General features: G+C 66.6%; 20 protein-coding genes and 1 tRNA gene. 10 read left to right on the plus strand and 11 right to left on the minus strand.

Going from position 1 to position 16,480, the window contains the following annotated elements; genetic code table 11:
* Position 1 precedes the first annotated feature (1 nt).
* Complete coding sequence (locus tag ACP696_RS15860) at positions 2 to 451, plus strand: MaoC family dehydratase (protein WP_426012324.1); 450 nt, start codon at positions 2 to 4, stop codon at positions 449 to 451.
* A 10-nt stretch (positions 452 to 461) separates the two neighbouring features.
* Here the strand turns inward: ACP696_RS15860 and ACP696_RS15865 are convergent, their stop codons facing one another.
* On the minus strand, positions 462 to 1,601 hold the full coding sequence (locus ACP696_RS15865; RefSeq protein ID WP_426030645.1) for an isobutyryl-CoA dehydrogenase: 1,140 nt from the start codon (positions 1,599 to 1,601) through the stop codon (positions 462 to 464).
* Between the two features lie 209 nt (positions 1,602 to 1,810).
* On the opposite strand from ACP696_RS15865, the gene ACP696_RS15870 reads away from it, so the two are divergent.
* The 3 genes from ACP696_RS15870 to ACP696_RS15880 all read left to right on the plus strand — a co-directional run bounded on the left by ACP696_RS15870 (position 1,811) and on the right by ACP696_RS15880 (position 3,696).
* Positions 1,811 to 2,254 carry a DUF2147 domain-containing protein gene (locus tag ACP696_RS15870; protein WP_426012328.1) on the plus strand — a complete coding sequence of 148 codons (444 nt, stop codon included), beginning with the start codon at positions 1,811 to 1,813 and terminating at the stop codon, positions 2,252 to 2,254.
* A 50-nt stretch (positions 2,255 to 2,304) separates the two neighbouring features.
* A complete protein-coding gene (hemB, locus tag ACP696_RS15875; RefSeq protein ID WP_426012330.1) occupies positions 2,305 to 3,321 on the plus strand; it encodes a porphobilinogen synthase in 1,017 nt (338 codons plus the stop codon).
* Positions 3,322 to 3,438: 117 nt separating this feature from the next.
* Complete coding sequence (locus ACP696_RS15880) at positions 3,439 to 3,696, plus strand: aa3-type cytochrome c oxidase subunit IV (protein WP_426012332.1); 258 nt, start codon at positions 3,439 to 3,441, stop codon at positions 3,694 to 3,696.
* A 142-nt stretch (positions 3,697 to 3,838) separates the two neighbouring features.
* Here ACP696_RS15880 and ACP696_RS15885 read toward each other — a convergent pair whose 3' ends face one another.
* Together ACP696_RS15885 and ACP696_RS15890 are read right to left on the minus strand one after the other, a co-directional pair.
* Positions 3,839 to 4,930 (minus strand): alpha/beta fold hydrolase, encoded by a 1,092-nt coding sequence (locus ACP696_RS15885; RefSeq protein WP_426044022.1) that lies wholly within the window; start codon positions 4,928 to 4,930, stop codon positions 3,839 to 3,841.
* A 3-nt stretch (positions 4,931 to 4,933) separates the two neighbouring features.
* Positions 4,934 to 5,821, minus strand: coding sequence for an NAD(P)-dependent oxidoreductase (locus ACP696_RS15890; RefSeq protein ID WP_426012336.1), 888 nt, complete (start codon positions 5,819 to 5,821; stop codon positions 4,934 to 4,936).
* A gap of 84 nt (positions 5,822 to 5,905) precedes the next feature.
* On the opposite strand from ACP696_RS15890, the gene ACP696_RS15895 reads away from it, so the two are divergent.
* Entirely contained in the window at positions 5,906 to 6,805 is a 900-nt protein-coding gene (locus ACP696_RS15895) for a flagellar motor protein MotB (RefSeq protein WP_426044023.1), read from the plus strand.
* Between the two features lie 117 nt (positions 6,806 to 6,922).
* Complete coding sequence (locus tag ACP696_RS15900; RefSeq protein WP_426012339.1) at positions 6,923 to 7,780, plus strand: arginyltransferase; 858 nt, start codon at positions 6,923 to 6,925, stop codon at positions 7,778 to 7,780.
* A gap of 42 nt (positions 7,781 to 7,822) precedes the next feature.
* On the opposite strand, the gene ACP696_RS15905 is transcribed toward ACP696_RS15900, so the two are convergent.
* The 4 genes from ACP696_RS15905 to ACP696_RS15920 are packed head-to-tail and all read right to left on the minus strand — an operon-like array spanning position 7,823 to position 11,882.
* Positions 7,823 to 8,590, minus strand: coding sequence for an SDR family oxidoreductase (locus ACP696_RS15905; protein WP_426012579.1), 768 nt, complete (start codon positions 8,588 to 8,590; stop codon positions 7,823 to 7,825).
* 14 nt (positions 8,591 to 8,604) lie between these two features.
* Positions 8,605 to 9,540 carry an NAD(P)H-dependent flavin oxidoreductase gene (locus ACP696_RS15910; RefSeq protein WP_426012341.1) on the minus strand — a complete coding sequence of 312 codons (936 nt, stop codon included), beginning with the start codon at positions 9,538 to 9,540 and terminating at the stop codon, positions 8,605 to 8,607.
* Positions 9,537 to 10,514 (minus strand): quinone oxidoreductase family protein, encoded by a 978-nt coding sequence (locus ACP696_RS15915; RefSeq protein ID WP_426012343.1) that lies wholly within the window; start codon positions 10,512 to 10,514, stop codon positions 9,537 to 9,539. Before ACP696_RS15915 ends, ACP696_RS15910 begins: the two co-directional genes overlap by 4 nt.
* Positions 10,515 to 10,562: 48 nt before the next feature.
* Positions 10,563 to 11,882, minus strand: a complete 1,320-nt coding sequence (locus ACP696_RS15920) for a serine hydrolase domain-containing protein (RefSeq protein ID WP_426012344.1) — start codon at positions 11,880 to 11,882, stop codon at positions 10,563 to 10,565.
* Positions 11,883 to 12,023: 141 nt separating this feature from the next.
* Here ACP696_RS15920 and ACP696_RS15925 point away from each other — a divergent pair.
* A tRNA-Thr gene (locus tag ACP696_RS15925) sits at positions 12,024 to 12,099 on the plus strand.
* Positions 12,100 to 12,108: 9 nt separating this feature from the next.
* On the opposite strand, the gene ACP696_RS15930 is transcribed toward ACP696_RS15925, so the two are convergent.
* Positions 12,109 to 12,333 carry a hypothetical protein gene (locus ACP696_RS15930; protein WP_426012346.1) on the minus strand — a complete coding sequence of 75 codons (225 nt, stop codon included), beginning with the start codon at positions 12,331 to 12,333 and terminating at the stop codon, positions 12,109 to 12,111.
* A gap of 455 nt (positions 12,334 to 12,788) precedes the next feature.
* Between ACP696_RS15930 and ACP696_RS15935 the strand changes: the two genes are divergently transcribed.
* From ACP696_RS15935 to arfB, 3 genes are read left to right on the plus strand one after another with little or no spacing between them, the layout of a single operon-like run.
* Positions 12,789 to 13,697, plus strand: coding sequence for an alpha/beta hydrolase (locus ACP696_RS15935; RefSeq protein WP_426012348.1), 909 nt, complete (start codon positions 12,789 to 12,791; stop codon positions 13,695 to 13,697).
* Positions 13,694 to 14,167 (plus strand): YaiI/YqxD family protein, encoded by a 474-nt coding sequence (locus ACP696_RS15940; RefSeq protein ID WP_426012349.1) that lies wholly within the window; start codon positions 13,694 to 13,696, stop codon positions 14,165 to 14,167. The genes ACP696_RS15935 and ACP696_RS15940 overlap by 4 nt, the downstream gene beginning before the upstream one ends.
* Positions 14,164 to 14,586 (plus strand): alternative ribosome rescue aminoacyl-tRNA hydrolase ArfB, encoded by a 423-nt coding sequence (gene arfB, locus ACP696_RS15945; RefSeq protein ID WP_426012351.1) that lies wholly within the window; start codon positions 14,164 to 14,166, stop codon positions 14,584 to 14,586. The genes ACP696_RS15940 and arfB overlap by 4 nt, the downstream gene beginning before the upstream one ends.
* A 152-nt stretch (positions 14,587 to 14,738) precedes the next feature.
* On the opposite strand, the gene ACP696_RS15950 is transcribed toward arfB, so the two are convergent.
* The 3 genes from ACP696_RS15950 to ACP696_RS15960 all read right to left on the minus strand — a co-directional run bounded on the left by ACP696_RS15950 (position 14,739) and on the right by ACP696_RS15960 (position 16,299).
* Positions 14,739 to 15,263 carry a MarR family winged helix-turn-helix transcriptional regulator gene (locus ACP696_RS15950; RefSeq protein ID WP_426012353.1) on the minus strand — a complete coding sequence of 175 codons (525 nt, stop codon included), beginning with the start codon at positions 15,261 to 15,263 and terminating at the stop codon, positions 14,739 to 14,741.
* A 292-nt stretch (positions 15,264 to 15,555) separates the two neighbouring features.
* Entirely contained in the window at positions 15,556 to 15,768 is a 213-nt protein-coding gene (locus ACP696_RS15955) for a hypothetical protein (RefSeq protein ID WP_426012355.1), read from the minus strand.
* A gap of 39 nt (positions 15,769 to 15,807) precedes the next feature.
* Positions 15,808 to 16,299 carry a GcrA family cell cycle regulator gene (locus tag ACP696_RS15960; protein WP_426012356.1) on the minus strand — a complete coding sequence of 164 codons (492 nt, stop codon included), beginning with the start codon at positions 16,297 to 16,299 and terminating at the stop codon, positions 15,808 to 15,810.
* Between the last annotated feature and the right edge of the window lie 181 nt (positions 16,300 to 16,480).

The following is a 16,480-nucleotide window of genomic DNA, read 5'->3' on the forward strand; positions in this document are numbered from 1 at the left end:
TATGATCGAACCTCATTCCTCCGGCGGCTACATACTGGAAGAACTCCGCGTCGGGATGATCGCCGAAAAGCGCGTGGCCATCACCGAAGAGCGTATTCAGAAATTCGCCGAGGCCTCGGACGACTTCAATCCCGTCCACATGGACGAGGCCTTCGCGGCCAAGACCGCCTATCGCGGCAGGATCGCCCACGGCCTGCTGTCGGCCTCGTTCGGCTCGGCCCTGGTCGGCACCATCCTGCCGGGCGCGGGGGCGATCTATCTGTCCCAGACCCTGGCGTTCCACAAGCCGGTGCGGATCGGCGATGTCGTGATCTCCCGCGTCACGGTCGCCGCCATCGACGAGGTCAGCGCACGGGTCACCCTGAACTGCGAAGGCTTCGTCGGCGACGACCTGATCATGGGCGGCGAGGCGATCGTCCGGGTCCCGCGCCGCCGCCGGGCCAAGGCCTGACTCTCGCGGACTACTGCCGGAACATCTCGCGAGCGATGATCACCCGCATGATCTCATTGGTGCCTTCCAGGATCTGGTGAACCCGGAGATCCCTGACGATGCGCTCCAGCGGATAGTCCTGCAGATAGCCGTAGCCGCCGTGCAGTTGCAGGGCGTCATTGGCCACCTGGAAGCCGGCGTCGGTGGCGAAGCGCTTGGCCATAGCGCAGAGCTTGGTGGCTTGCGGGTCGTTGTTGTCCAGCGCGTGGGCGGCGCGGCGGACCATCAGGCGGGCGGCCTCCAGCTCGGTGGCCATGTCGGCCAGCTTGAACTGCAGGGCCTGGAACTCCTTCAGCGGTTTGCCGAACTGATTGCGGGTCTCGAGATAGGCCTTGGCGGTGTCGAGCGCGAAGGCCGCGCCGCCCAGCGAGCACGAGGCGATGTTCAGCCGTCCGCCGTCCAGGCCCATCATGGCGAAGCGGAAGCCCTCGCCTTCCTGGCCAATGCGGTTGGCGATCGGCACACGGCAGTCGTCGAAGTTCACCGCCGCCGTTGGCTGGGCGTTCCAACCCATCTTGCGTTCGTTGGCCCCGAAACTAAGGCCGGGCGTCCCCTTCTCGACCACGAAGGCCGAGACGCCCTTGGCGCCGTCCGCGCCGGTACGGGCCATGACCACATAGAGGTCCGAGACGCCGCCGCCCGAGATGAAGGCCTTGCCGCCGTTCAGCACATAGTGGTCGCCGTCCAACCGCGCCGTGGTGCGCATGCTCGCGGCGTCGGAGCCCGCGCCCGGCTCGGTCAGACAATAGCTGGCGATCAGGTCCATGGTGGTCAGGCGTGGCAGGTAGCGCTGGCGCAGGGCGTCCGAGCCGAACCGGTCGATCATCCACGAGGCCATGTTGTGGATGGTCAGATAGGCCGCCGTCGGCACGTCGCCATAGCTGAGGGCCTCGAAGATGATCGAGGCGTCGAGGCGCGAAAGCCCGCTGCCGCCAACGTCGTCCTGAACATAGATGCCGGCGAAACCCAGGCCGGCCGCCTCGCGCAGCACGTCGACCGGGAAGTGCTTGTGCTCGTCCCACGCGGCCGAGTGCGGGGCAAGCCGTTCCGCCGCGAAGCCCGACGCCATGTCCTGGATCGCGCGCTGATCCTCGTTGAGTGCGAAATCCATGCGCGAAATCCTCCTGTGCGGGCAGAGTGAACCCCACCACCTTCTTATCCGCTGACCTGCCGCGCGGCGGCGAGTGTGTCAATCATATCCCACTCGCTGACTTTGAAGGCCGCAGCGCGAAGAAAATCGCGAACCAAAGGCTGCGGGCTCTTGATCCTTAACCCTCACCGCCTCAGATCACCCGGCATCGGAGGCGCCGTATTTTCGTCATGCGCAAGTTCATTGCTTTCTTCGCCGTGCTCGCGGCCATGTTCGGTATCGCCACGGCCCCCGCGCAGGCGGCCGACATGGGCGTATGGCGCAACCCGCACGACAGCGTGCGCGTCGATATCCGCAGTTGCGGCGCCAGCACCTGCGGCTATGTGGTCTATGCCAGCCCCAAGGCCCAGGCCGACGCCCGCAAGAGTGGCTACAACACCCTGATCGGCCAGCAGTTGCTGCGCGACTTCGAGCCGGCCGGCCATGGCAACATGCGCGGCAAGGTCTTCGTGCCGACCCTGAAGGTCACCTTGAACGGCACCGCCGAGTTCCTCGACGCCCACACCATGAAGGCCAAGGGCTGCGTCCTGGGCAATGTGCTGTGCAAGTCGCAGATCTGGACCCGCATCGACGGCGTCCAGCAGGCCAGCAACGCTACGACCTACGCGCCTTAAGCACGCGACCGGTCTTGCCTCGCGCCCGCTCTCGCGCGAAACCCTAGACCATGACCACACCGCCGCTTGCCCCCTACCCCGCCACCCGCCTGCGCCGCCTGCGCCAGGCCGACTGGACCCGCCGCCTCGTGCGCGAGACCGAGGTTCGCCCGTCCGACTTGATCTGGTCGATGGTTGTGCATGAGGGCGAAGGGACCATCCCCGTGGCCTCGATGCCGGGAGTCGAACGCCTGTCGGTCAAGGACGCCGCCAAGGCCGCCGTGCGAGCCCGTGACCTCGGCATTCCCGCCATCGCCATCTTTCCGCACATCGACGGCTCGCGGAAGGACGCAACGGGTTCGATCGCCGCCGATCCCGACGGCGTCATCCCCCGCGCCGTCAAGGCCATGAAGGACGCCGCCCCCGAGGTCGGCATCATGTGCGACGTGGCGCTCGACCCCTTCACCGACCATGGCCACGACGGCGTGGTCGAGGGCGGCCGCATCCTCAACGATCCCACCATCGAGCGGCTGATCGAACAGGGGCTGATGCAGGCTGAAGCGGGGGCCGACATCCTGGCCCCCTCCGACATGATGGACGGCCGGGTCGGCGCCCTGCGCGCGGCCCTGGAGGGCGCGGGTTTCCAGGACACCATGATCATGTCCTACGCCGCCAAATACGCCTCGGCCTTCTACGGCCCCTACCGCGACGCCATCGGCTCGGCCAAGCTGTCGGCCGGCCCCAATGGTCAAGGATTGGGCGATAAGAAGACCTACCAGATGGACCCCGCCAATACCGAGGAGGCGATCCGCGAGGTGGCCCTCGACATCGCCGAAGGGGCCGACATGGTCATGGTCAAGCCGGGCATGCCGTATCTGGATATCCTGCGCCGCCTGGTCGAGGAATTCCGCATACCCACCTACGCCTTCCAGGTGTCGGGCGAATACGCGATGATCAAGGCCGCCGGCATGAACGGCTGGATCGACGAGGAACGGGCCATCCTCGAGAGCCTGACCGCTTTCAAGCGGGCCGGCGCCGCGGGCATCATCAGCTATTTCGCGCCATGGGCGGCCGAGAAGCTGGGCTGAGTTCGGGCCGCCGCTGGGCGCCCTCGCGCGCGAGCCAAAACAGGCGTAGTCTCGGGTCCAGTGTTCGGCCCGAGGCCGCGTACGACGGCCCGAGACCGTGCCCATGGAGGTAACGCGATGGACGCCGACTTCAACGACGCCGGAAAACCCGATCTGCTGGCCCACGAGCAGACCTATCACGGATTCAGCATCCTGCTGCGATGGTGCATGCTGGGATTGGCCACGGTCATCTCGGCCCTGACCGTGTGTTTCGCCACGCCGGGCGGCTTCCTGGGGGCGGTCGCCGTAGGGATCGCGGTGTTCGCGGTCGGCTACGCCATCCTGGTGCGCCACGAGGAGAAGCAGCCCTTGAGCCTCTGGGTCGAGGGGCGGTAGTCGCCCACCGCGGCGGGCGTCCTGGATCGTTCCGAGGCGCCCGGCCGCGCGAACGCTTCGATCCACGCCGACCTTGGCGACAGTCGCCCGTGCTGAAGGGGGCGGCGGAGGAGCAAATCCTTCCCTCAGGGAGGATTTATGGCTACCGCTCAGTCGCCTTCATCAACGCGGCCAACCGGTCCTTCCACAGGGCCGCGATGGTGTGGCTGCCATGGCCGCGCGTCTTCTCGGACGCTGGCAGCAGCACGAACGTCCCATGCTTCAGCCGCTTGGCCTGGACCTCGGCGATGCCCAGTTCCGGCGGGTTGATGAAGTCGTCGGCCGAATTGATCCACAGCACCGGTTGGGTAATCGAGTCCAGCCTTGGCGACGGGTTGTAGTTCCGCGACGCGGCCACCTGGTAGATCAGGTCGTTGGCGTCCAGCGCCGACAGGCGAGCGGCGAAATAGTCGTCGACGAACTTGTCGGCGGCGTCACGGGTCGGCTGAGCGATCTGGGTCGGCAATGGCGCGAGGCCGGCCACCATCAGCAGGCCCAGGGCGGTGCGCAGGCCTTCCCTGGGCTCTTGCACATAGTCGCCGCCCTTCCAGGCCGGGTCCTGGGTGACGGCGTCGATCAACAGCTTGCGCCAGATCCGGTTGCGGCCGGCGATTTCATTGGGCAGACAGGCGAACGAAGCCAGGGCGTCGGCGAAGTCAGGGTAGGCCTCGCCCCAGACGAAGCCATGCATGCAGCCCATGGAGGTCCCAAGCAGGAGCCGCAGGTGATCGACCTTTAGCCCCTGGGTCAGCAACAGATACTGCGCCAGGACCATGTCGTCATAGTCGTACTTGGGAAACTTGGCGCGCAGGCCGTCGCTGGGCTTGGACGACTGGCCGTGGCCGATGCCATCCGGCAGGATCACATAGTACTCGGCCGGATCCAGCAGGCCGCCAGGCGCCATAAGCGTGTCGGCGAACGCCGGATTGAGGAACTGTTTGCCCGTGCCGCCGGTGCCATGCAGCACCATGACCGCATTGGTCACATGGCCGGCAGCGTCGCGCTTGGGCTCGCCGAACGTGGTGTAGTGCAGCCTCAACTCCGGCAGGGTCTCGCCAGAACGGAACTTGAAGTCCCGCACCACGAAGTTGCCTTCCTTGGGCGCGATGGCGGGCGCGGCCCAAGCAGGCGCTACAATGGCGGCGGAGGCCAGGAACGCGGCGCAGGCCGCCAGAGCAGTCGCAAGCTTGCGCATGATCTACTTCTCCAACCGGGCCACGAGGCTGGACGTATCCCAGCGATTTCCGCCCGAGGCCTGAACCTCACTGTAGAAGGTATCGACCATCGCCGTGGACTCCAAGCGCGCGCCGTTGCGGGCCGCCTCGTCCAAGGCGATGCCGAGATCCTTGCGCATCCAGTCGACGGCGAAGCCGAAGTCGAACTTGCCCTCCGCCATCGTCGCCCAACGGTTTTCCATCTGCCAGGATTGGGCCGCGCCCTTGGAGATCGCGGCCAGCACGTCATCGGTCGGCAGGCCGGCGCGCTTGGCGAAGTGCAGGGCCTCGGCGACGCCCTGAACCAGGCTGGCGATGGCGATCTGGTTGCACATCTTGGTCAGCTGGCCCGTGCCGACCTCGCCCATCCGCCGGATGGCCTTGGCATAGGCGTCGATGACCGGCTCGATCCGCGCGAAGGCGGCGGCGTCGCCGCCCGCCATGATCGTCAGCTGACCGTTCACCGCGCCGACCTGTCCGCCCGAGACCGGCGCGTCGATGAAGAACCGGCCGCTCTGGCCCGCCAGTTCGGCCATCTCGCGCGCAACGACGGCCGAGGTGGTGGTGTGGTCGACGATCACGCCCGCCTCGCCCATCGCCGGAAGCACCCTCGCCGCAACGCTGCGGACGTCGTCGTCATTGCCCACGCACAGCACGACCAGCTCGCAGCCTCCGACAGCTTCCTCGACGGTCTCAAAGGCCGCGCCGCAGTGCTCGGCGGCCCAGCGACGGGCCTTGTCGGGGCTGCGATTGAAGACGGAAACCTCGTGGCCGGCGGTCTTCAGGTGGCCCGCCATCGGGTAGCCCATCACGCCCAGACCGATAAACGCCGTTTTCATGCCGCCAACTCCCTGTGAAAGCGGGTCCGACATCGCCCTTCCCGGCCCTGATCGCAACGCCATTTTAACGTCCAGGCCTCAGGTTCCATCGAACTGGGTTAAGCAGGCTTAAGCACCATGGCGGTCAGCGGCGAACAGCCGATCATCATCAAGAAGGTCAAGAAGGTCGTCGGTGGGGGTCACCACGGCGGCGCCTGGAAGGTCGCCTATGCCGACTTCGTGACCGCGATGATGGCCTTCTTCCTGCTGATGTGGCTGCTCAACACCACCAGCCCCGAACAGAAGGCAGGCATCGCCGACTATTTCGCGCCGGCCTCGATCTCGTCCAGCACCAGCGGCTCGGGCGGCATTCTGGGCGGCACCTCGCTGGGCGACGACGGCGCCAAGGCCGACGGCAAGATGTCGGTGATCCAGCAGATGGCCGCCGAGGCCCCGACCGAAACCACCAAGGACGGCCAGAGCTCGACTGCCGCCAGCCTCGACTCGGCCAGCGAGCAAGCCCTGCGTGACGCCCTGGCCAAGAAGGAGCAGGACAGTTTCGCCTCGGCCGCCCAATCGCTGCGCCAGTCGCTGCAGGACATGCCGGAGCTGGCCGAGCTGTCGAAGCAGATCATGATCGACCAGACCCCCGAGGGCCTGCGCATCCAGCTGATCGACCAGGACGGCCGCTCGATGTTCAAGGAGAACTCGCGCGAACCTAACGACCGGGCCCGGATCCTGCTGCGCGCCGTGGCCAAGGTGATCAACCAACTGCCCAACCGCATCACCATCTCGGGGCACACCAGCGCCAGCCCGGACGGCAAGCGCGCCGACAGCGACTGGTCCCTGTCGGCAGAACGCGCCGACGCCTCGCGCCAGGTGCTGCGCAGCGTGGGCGTCGACGAAGACCGCATCTACCAAGTGTCGGGCAAGGCCAATTCCGAGCCGCTATATGCGGACGACCCCACTCTGGCGGGCAACCGACGTATGTCCATCGTGCTTCTGCGCGAAAAGCCAGTGCTTCCCGATGGCCTCTGACCAGACCTGTGGCGCTAAGCCGCTCTTGGCTGCGGCGCAGCTTGCGCAAGCCTCACAGATACCGCCTAATCGCTTATCAGCCCCCAACCGGGCTCCCTAGAGGAACAGGCGCTTTCCGTGACGCAGCATTTCCCCACGCGACAGCTGCGCTTCTTCCTGACGGCGCCCACGCCGTGCCCGTATCTGCCGGGCCGCGAGGAACGGAAAGTCTTCGCCCACCTGCCGCTGTCCGATGGCCCGACCGTCAATGACAGCCTGACCCAGGTTGGCTTCCGCCGCTCGCAGAACATCGCTTACCGCCCCGCTTGCGAGACCTGCCGTGCCTGCCAGTCGGCCCGCGCACCGGCCGGCGAATACGTCCTTTCGCGCTCGGAGCGCAAGGTCCTGGGCCGCAATGGCGACCTTCAACGCCACCTGGTCGAGGCAGAGGCGACGCTCGAACAGTTCGAACTGCTGCGCCGGTACCTGCTGACCCGCCACGCCGACGGCGGCATGGCCGAGATGACCTGGCCCGACTATGTGGCCATGGTCGAGGACACGGCGGTTCGCACCCACCTTATCGAATACCGTTTGCGCTCTCAGGATCGGGGCCCTGGCGACCTGATCGCCTGCGTGCTGGTCGATGTGCTCGCCGACGGCCTGTCGCTGGTCTACAGCTTCTACGACCCCACCCAGGTCAAGCGCAGCCTGGGCTCGTTCATCATCCTGGACCATATCGTCCAGGCGGGCGTGAACAGCTTGCCCTACGTCTATCTCGGCTATTGGGTGCCAGGCAGCGAGAAGATGGCCTACAAGGCCCGCTACTCGCCGCTGGAGATCCTCAAGCCAGGTGGCTGGGCTCTGATGTCGGCCCGCGAACGCGGCGCCCGTCCGCCCAAGCCGCTCAGCGGCGGCGGGACTCGCAACGCCGGGGTTGAGCTCAGCGACGCCGAACCCGCCGAGCTGGCGGGTTTTCCCGCGCCGGGTAAGCCTTAGCGACGATTGGGGACAGGCGCATGCGCCTGCCCCAGCCGCGGATCACCGCGCGAAGCTGACCCCGCCGTCCACGGTCACCGCCGAGCCCGTCACATAGTCACCGGCCCGCGAGGCCAGGTAGATTGCCGCCCCCGCCATGTCCTCAGTCGTGCCGATGCGGCCGGCCGGGATGCTCTTGGACACCGCGTCGGAATGGTCACGAGCCACCTTGTTCATGTCGGACGCAAAGGCGCCGGGCGCGATGCAGCTGACGGCGATGTTGTCGGGGGCCAGGCGCAAGGCCATGCGCTTGGTCATGTGCAGCAAGCCAGCCTTGGACGCGCCGTAGGGATAGGTCTCCTCATGCGCCACCGACTGGCCGTCGATCGAGGCGATGTTGATCACCTTGGCCACATGATCCTTGCCCGCCGCCCGCAGGTGGCCAATCAGCGCCTGGGTGAGGAAGAACGGGGTCTTCATGTTGAGGTCGACGACCTTGTCCCAGCCGCTCTCGGGAAACTCGTCGAAGGGTGCGCCCCAGGCGGCGCCGGCGTTATTGACCAGGATATCGAGCTTGTCCTCGCGCTCGGCGATCCGCGCCACCAGGCCGTTGATGCCTTCCAGCGTCGAGACGTCGGCCGGCAGTGAGATACATTCGCCGATCGCCGACAGCTCCTCGGCGGCGGCGTCGCAGGCGGCGGCCTTGCGGGCCGAGACATAGACGCGGCGGGCGCCGTAGGTGAGGAAGCCCTCGGCGATCATCTTGCCGATGCCGCGCGAGCCGCCGGTGACCAGGGCGACGCGGCCCTTCAGGGAAAACAGGTTCTGCATCATGGTGGTGTCTCTCAGAAGCTGCGGCTGGCGGCGAGCGCGCCCAGTCGCTGGGTGATTTCGAAGAACTCGGCGACGGTCTCGTCGATGATCTGGGCGGCGGGCTTCACTTCGTCGATCAGACCCACCGTCTGGCCGGCCAAGGCGGGCGCCGCCTCCATGTCGCCGCCGAAATAGACGCCCAGAATGCCCTTGAGGGCGTCGGGCGGCATCAGGCCGGCGTCGTGGATCTCACGGGTGCGCTCAGACTTCAGGGCGCGGATGCACGGGCTGGCCTTCTTGTTGAGGATCCAGGTGCCGGTCTCCTTTGCCCCGGTGATCGCAGCCTTGTAATTGTCATGCACCGGGCTCTCGGCGGCGCTGACGAAGCGGGTGCCCATCTGCACGGCCTCGGCCCCCAGGGCGAAGGCGGCGGCCATGCCGCGTCCGTCGCAGATGCCGCCGGCGGCGATCAGCGGCACGTCGACCCGGGCGCGGATGGCCTGCAGCAACACCAGGGTCGAGACCTCCTCGGGGTTCTTGAAGCCCCCACCCTCGGCGCCCTCGACCACCAAACCATCGATCCCCGCTTCGGCGCACTTGACCGCCGCATCGACCGTCGGCACGGCGTGATAGACGATGATGCCGGCCTCCTTCAGTGGTCCGATGAACTTGGCCGGGCTGCCCGCCGAGGTGGTGACGAACTTCACCCCGCTCTCGCAGACGAAGCGCAGCATGGCGTCGTCCTTGAGAAACAGGATCGGCAGGTTGACCCCGAACGGCAGGCCGCTGTCAGCCATCTTGCGGATCTCGGCCTTGCAGTTTTCGGTCTCGCCGGACGAGGTCTCGATGATCCCCAGACCTCCGGCCCGCGAAACCGCGCTGGCCAACGGATAGCGTGCGATCCAGCCCATCGGAGCCTGGACGATCGGATATTTGGCGCCCGTGTGGGCGAGCACTCTATTGGTCATTTGTCGCGTGCTTCCGGGATCAGCAGCACCCGACCGACAGCCTGACGGCTCTCGATATAGGCGTGGGCGGCGGCGGCTTCCGACAGCGGGAAGGTGCGGTCGATCACCACCTGCAGCTCGCCGCGCGCGGCCTCGTCGATCAGTTGCTGGATCATGTCGTGGACGCGGTCGGTCATGATCTCGGCGCCGAGGAACACGCCGGTCAGCGAGCGGTTGCCGCCCATTAGCGAGGAAACATCCACCTTGGTCGGCTCGCGCCCGGCCATGCCGACCAGCGAGATGCGGCCGCGATAGCCCAGCGCCCCGATACTGCCCTGCAGGGTCGAGCCGCCGACCGGATCGACCACCAGATCGACGCCCTTGCCGCCGGTCAGCTTCATCACCTGCTCGACCACGTCGTCGCGGCTGTAATTGATGCCGTGGTCGAGGCCCAAGGCCTTGAGCTTCTCCAGCCGCCCGTCGCTGGAGGCGGTGGCCAGCACCGTGGCCCCGGCCCGCTTGGCCAGCTGGATCGCGGCGATACCGACCGCTCCGGCCCCGGCCTGGACCAGCACGGTCTCGCCGGCCTTCAGATGTCCGGCCCCGAACAGGCACTCGTGCGCCGTGCCGAACGGCACGGGGATGGCCGAAGCCTGCCGGATGTCGAAACCGTCGGGGATGGGCCAGGCGTTGCGGGCCGGCACGCTGCGCAGCTCGGCGTGCGAGCCGAAGGCGTTCACGGTCACGACCTTCTGGCCGACCTTCAGGTGCGTGACCTCGGCCCCGACCTCGATGATCTCGCCGGCCGCTTGGTAGCCAACGATGTGCGGGCTACCAGCCATCGCTCCGCCGCCGCGATTGAGGGTGTCGCCGCCCTCGATGCTGACGGCCTCGACGCGGATCACCACGCCGCTGGGATAGCAGGGTGGATCGACGACGTCCTCGTAGCGAAAGACGTCCGGCGAACCGGTTTCGTAATAGACGGCGGCCTTCATGGGGCGCTCCCTAAGTCTTGTTTTTGTTAGCCAGCTTGCGCCAGCGGCTTATTTCGCCGGATCGACCAGGGCCTGGTAGACCAGGGTGGCGGCGTCATCGTCGATATGCTTCAGGGACGGGTCGAACTCCTTGGCCAGGATGTGGATCATGCCCAACATGAAGAGGTCGTTCTTCGGGTCGATCCAGAACCAGGTCCCCGCCGCGCCGCCCCAGCTGTAGCTCCCCTCGCCCTGAAGCGTGCCGGCCCGCGCCGGATTGGCGACCACCGCGAAGTCCAGGCCAAAACCCACGCCCTTGGCCAGCGAGAACGAGGCGTCCGGCGCGCCCATCACGATGTCGGACAGGTGATTGCTGGCCATCAGCTTGATCGTGCCCGGGGCCAGGATCCTCTTGCCGTCTAGTTCGCCGCCATTCAGGAGCATCTGGGCGAAGCGCGCATAGTCCGCCGTGGTCGAGACCAGGCCGCCGCCGCCCGAGGCCACGGCCGGAGGCTTGGTGACATCCAGCACCATGAAGTTGTCGGCCGCGATCAGCTTGCCGGTCTTGGGATTGGGCACATAGAGCGCGGCCAGGCGATCGGCCTTTTCGGGCGGCATCCAGAAGGCGGTGTCGGTCATTTTCAGCGGGTCGAAGATCCGGGTCTTCATGAAATCGGCCAGGCTCATGCCAGACAGACGCTCGATGATCAGGCCCTGGATGTCGACCGAGACGCTGTAGCGCCATTCCGTGCCCGGCTGGCTGGCCAGGGGCAGCTTGACCAGGGTGTCGAGGAAGGCCTGGCTGGTCTTGGAGCTCAGCAGACCGCTGTCGCGGTAGGCCTTTTCGACCGGTTGATCCGTGCGCAGACCATAGGCGAAGCCGCCGGTGTGGCTCATGATCTCGCGCAGGGTCGGCGGGCGCGAGAGGGGCTCGGTGACGAAGGTCCCGTCGGCGTTCTGGCTCTTGTAGACCCGCAGGTTGGCGAATTCCGGCACATATTGGGTGACCGGATCATCGAGACGCCACTTGCCCTCCTCGAACAGGATCATCATCGCCACGCCGGTGACAGGCTTGGTCTGTGAATAGATCCGGAAGACCGTGTCCTTGGTCATCGGCGCGCCGTCGAAGGCCTTCTTGCCGAAGGCCTCGTAGCTGACGATCTTGCCGTGACGCGCCACCATCGTGACCGCGCCCGGCACGTGGCCGCCATCGACCAGCGCCTGCATGTGGACGTTCAGGTGCTTGAGGCGCTCGGACGAAAAGCCTTCCGCCTCGGGACTGGCCGTGGCCAGGGTCGCCGCAGGAGCCGCGTTCGCCACGCTCCACGTCGGGGCGCCCGTCAGGCTCAGGACGGCCAGGGCCGCCGCCATCATCAACCGAACTCGCATCCGCCACTCCCCGAACAGTTGTTTGAGAGCACCTTAGCTTGGTTTAACGATGCGGCAATGACGGCTGTGCGCTCTCCGAAGGCCATTGCCCGGCACCCGTCCTTGCGGCTATGGAGAACGCCCCGTCGCCAAGGCGGATTGGCCGGTTTAGCTCAGCTGGTAGAGCAGCGGTTTTGTAAACCGAAGGTCACGGGTTCGATTCCTGTAACCGGCACCACTTCCGTTCCTAGGCCCCCAGCAGCGCCTCATACCGGGCGACGTTTTCGGCCAGCCAGCCGCGCAGGCGTTCCAGCTCGCTGATGTGGACGTGGGTCTCATCGATCGTCTCGCCATCGCCGGTCCTGGAGCCGACGTGCAGTTCGCCGTTGCGCATCGCCGTCAGCCGCGCCTCCAAGGCGTCCTGTTCCTGCTTGTGTCGCTCGACGACACTCTTGAGTTCGGCCTTGTCCATACTGGGTCTCCACGCTTGAGGACCAAGCTTACGACCGCCGCTCCCGTCCGTCGATCAACGCCTGACCAAAGGGCAAAAAAAAGCCCGGCGCGAAGGCCGGGCAGTCATTAGGGAGGAAACGCCCAGGAAGGGCAGGAGCGGCCAGAGGCGGCTCCACGGATGGATACCTAATGGTCCCGCGCCGAGGTTCAAGGCGGCGACCGGGCCTTTTGCCGGCGACGTGACCGCTATCGCCAGGCCGCCGCCAAAGCACACAGGCAACCATGTTGTGCTTAAAATCTGAGCGAATTTTCCGTACCGACTGTTCGCGCTGTAGGCGAATTTGAAGGCTCAACCCCCGCCAAGGCCTTAGCCGTGTTCGACCCACCCAGCCGCGAGCGCCCGCCAAGCGGGACCACTAGACGCCCAACTCAGGATATGTAAGTATTCACTCGCACACCCAGCAAGTGAATTCCATGATCGCGCCTCTGCACAGCCTCTTCGCCGAGCGGGTCTCTGGCGTCCATCGGTTCGGACTCGACCGCGTCCGGCAGGCCGTTCGGTTGGCGACAGCACGACGCGACCACAAGCTGCCGCGCCTGGCTCAGATCCGCAATCTCGACTATCCCGCCGCCACCGGCTGGCGCCCCGCGCGGCTTTACGTGCCGATGGGCGCGGCGACGCCCGGCCCGGCCATCCTGTTCTTCCACGGCGGCGGCTTCGTGATCTCCGACATCGAGACCCACGACGCCCTGTGCCATCGCCTGGCCGACGCCTCGGGCGCGCGGGTGATCTCGGCTGGCTATGGCCTGGCGCCCGAACACCCCTTCCCGTCGCAGATCGACGACGCCCGCGCGGCCTTCGCCTGGCTGCTGCGCGAGGCCGCCGACCTGGGCGTCGATCCAGACCGCCTGGCCGTGGCGGGCGACAGCGCCGGAGCCTATCTGGCGGCGACCGTGGCGGCCGAGGCCAATGCTGAGCGCCCCGGCGCCGTGCGCGCCCAGGGCTTCTTCTATCCGCTGCTGCATCTGGACGATGCTATGTGGAGCCAGACCCTGCTGCGCGACGCCCGGCTGATCGGTCGCCTGGCCGTGGCCTATATCAACGCCCAGCTGGCCGGCGCGGCCGCCCCATCGCTGCTGGACGCCGTCGGCCCAACCACCCCGGCCACCTTCCTGGTCTGTGGCACGGGACTGGACCCGGTCCTGCCCGACGCCATGCTCTATGCCGAAGAGCTGGAGGCGGCCGGGATCGCGGTCGACCTGACCACCTACGCCAAACAGGCCCACGGCTTCGCCAACTTCACCCATGTCTCGCCCGTGGCGGTCGAGGCCGTCACCACGCTTGGCGCCAAGCTGGGGAAGGCGCTACGAGACGGGTCATGACCCCCGTCCCTGACAAAACAATCCTCTATATCGACGCCGACGCCTGCCCCGTGAAGGACGAGGTCTACAAGGTCGCCGCCCGCTATGGCCTGAAGACCTTCGTGGTCTCCAACAGCTGGATCCGCACGCCCCTGACCCCGGCCATCGAGCAGGTCGTGGTCGACGCGGGTCCCGACATCGCCGACGACTGGATCGCCGAGCGGGCCGGCCCCGGCGACGTGGTGATCACCAACGACATCCCCCTGGCCGACCGGGTGCTGAAGGCCGGCGGCCAGGCCCTGGACACGACGGGGCGGCTGTTCACCATGGACACCATCGGCTCGGCCCTGGCCTCGCGGATGATCGGCGAGCACCTGCGCTCGATGGGCGAGATCACCAGCGGCCCCAAGGCCTTTGGCCCCAACGACCGCTCCAAGTTCCTGCAGGCGCTCGACACCGCCGTGGTCAAGGCGCGGCGCGTGGTCAAATGATCGAGATCACGTCCTGGCTGCGGATCGAGGACGACGAGATCGTCGAAAAGGCCGCCCGCGCCTCGGGGCCCGGCGGCCAGCACGTCAACAAGACCTCGACGGCGATCGAGCTACGGTTCGACGTCCGGGGCTCCCCGAACTTACCCGAGGACGTCAAGACACGCCTTGAAGCGCTCGGCGGCAGCCGCATAACCCTCGACGGCGTGCTGGTGCTGTTCGCCCAGGGCAGCCGATCCCAGGAGATGAACCGCCAGGAGGCCCGCGAACGGCTGGTCGAGCTGATCCGCAAGGCGACGGAGAAGCCGAAGCCGAGGCGACCGACCAAGCCGACCTATTCCAGCAAGCTCAAGCGGCTGGAGACGAAGGGGAAACGGGCGGGGGTGAAGGCGTTGCGGGGGCGGCCGAAGGGCGAGGATTAGGGGTCATCCGTCTACCCCAAATTCCGCTCATCCCGACGAAAGTCGGGACCCAAGATGAGATGGGCTGTCTTCTCAGAGCGAAGCCGGCAGACTCGGCTTGGGTCCCGACTTTCGTCGAGGATGAGCGGTGTGGGAGGGGCGTGAGTAGCTCCCTACCCCCTCCCCCAAGCCCCCCCATACGGCGCGGGGCCGTAAGACAGCACCTCGTGCTTCCACTCCGGCTCTGTGATCAGTCCACTGAGGATCTTCTGCAGGTAGGTCGCCAGGTTGGCCTGTTCCTCTTCGGTGAGTTCGGCGCAGACTTCCTGGTGGATCGGGTGGATGTCCTCGCGGACGCGGTCCAGCAACTCTTCGCCGGCGGTCGTCAGGCGCACCACCACCTTGCGGCGGTCGGAGGCTTGCGCTCCGCGCTCGACCAGGCCTTCGCGGATCAGGCCGTCGATGGAGCGGGTCAGGGTGGTGCGGTCGGCGGCCGACAGCTTGGCCAGGCGGGTCATCGAGCACTCGCCGAACCGCGACAGCGAGGCCAGGGCCACCCATTTACTGAAGTTGAGGCCGTGTTGCGCGATGCAGTCGGCCGCCAGGGCGCGCCGATGCTGCTCGGTCTGATACATCAGATAGCCGACATAGGTCGGTAACGGCAAACCGCAGGCCTCCCCCTGATCGTGATCTGACATGGTTCCCCCATGCCGTCCGGGCGCTTTCATCCCACAAGCTAAGCCGTCGCACAATCATGGCGCGCGGATCACCCGCGCGTCACGCCCGAATGCACATTTTGGAAACGCCCGACGCCGGTCCCCGTGGCGTGAACGATCATCTACCACCGTTCTCCGACCCTAACGTAACAGTAACCATGGGGGTTCCGCCCACGAAAAAGCCCCGCGAGCGGTTTCGCGGGGCCGTTGTGTTTTTCGCCTTCGAGAAGGGGGGCGGCGCCCGTCTGACGCGCGCGCTCCGCTCGGTTCGTGGTCAGTTGGGGATCGTCGCGTTGCGGGCGCGGGCCCGGGTCAACCAGTCGTCGGGATAGGTGTCGCGCACCACGATCGACTTGAACTGGCCCACCGGGATGTGGGTGTTCTCACCGGGGTTGAGGTCGCGCGACACCGAGTGGCCGGCGAACTCCTCGATGATGGTGATGACCTGGCTGCTGCCGGCGGTGTTTTCGATGAAGACCATGTTCATGGGGGTCGTTCCAGAAGCGGGTTGCAGCGTCAGGGCGGATCAAGCGTTGTACTGGGCCAGGCGGGCGGGTTGCGCGCCCCAGGCCTTGACCTGGGCCGGGGAGGACAGCTTGCGGAACGCCCCGCGGGCATGGTCTTCGCAGTAGGAGGCGCGGGCGGTCTTGTCCCGGCCACAGAAGCCGAAGTCGTGGGAGTCGACGTCGCCGATCGGCCAGCGGCAGGAATGGGTCTCGAGGCCCAATATGCTCGAGGTGGCGGTCATCTCGACAACCGGCGCGGTGTAGCGGATGACCGGGCGCGCGGCGCTGGTCAGTTCGCGGACGTCGCGGGCGCGGGGTTGAGCCCGGCTGGCGGTGCGGACCACATTGCGTTGGCGCGCGGGGACGTCGCGGACGGTGATGCCCAGGCGGTGAACCTTGCCGATCACCGCGCTGCGGCTGACGCCGCCCAATTGTCTCGCCACCTGGCTGGCGCTCATGCCCTCCAACCACAGCTTGCGGAGGGTGGCGGTGCGATCTTCGTTCCAGTCCATGATTTTGCTTCCATCCCGGTCGCCAGGGCAGCCCCCCTGGCCTCATCAGGGGTACGTTTATGGTTAATTCCGGTCAATTTTTTATGTGCATACCCACGGTTTGCAATCGGGCATTTTGCGTTTGCATTCTGTAAGATAGCGATCGTTGTCGCAGGGCGCGCGCCTAACTGTGGCGAGACAT

The organism is Caulobacter sp. DWR3-1-2, assembly GCF_049896225.1.
Classification (GTDB): Bacteria; Pseudomonadota; Alphaproteobacteria; order Caulobacterales; family Caulobacteraceae; genus Caulobacter.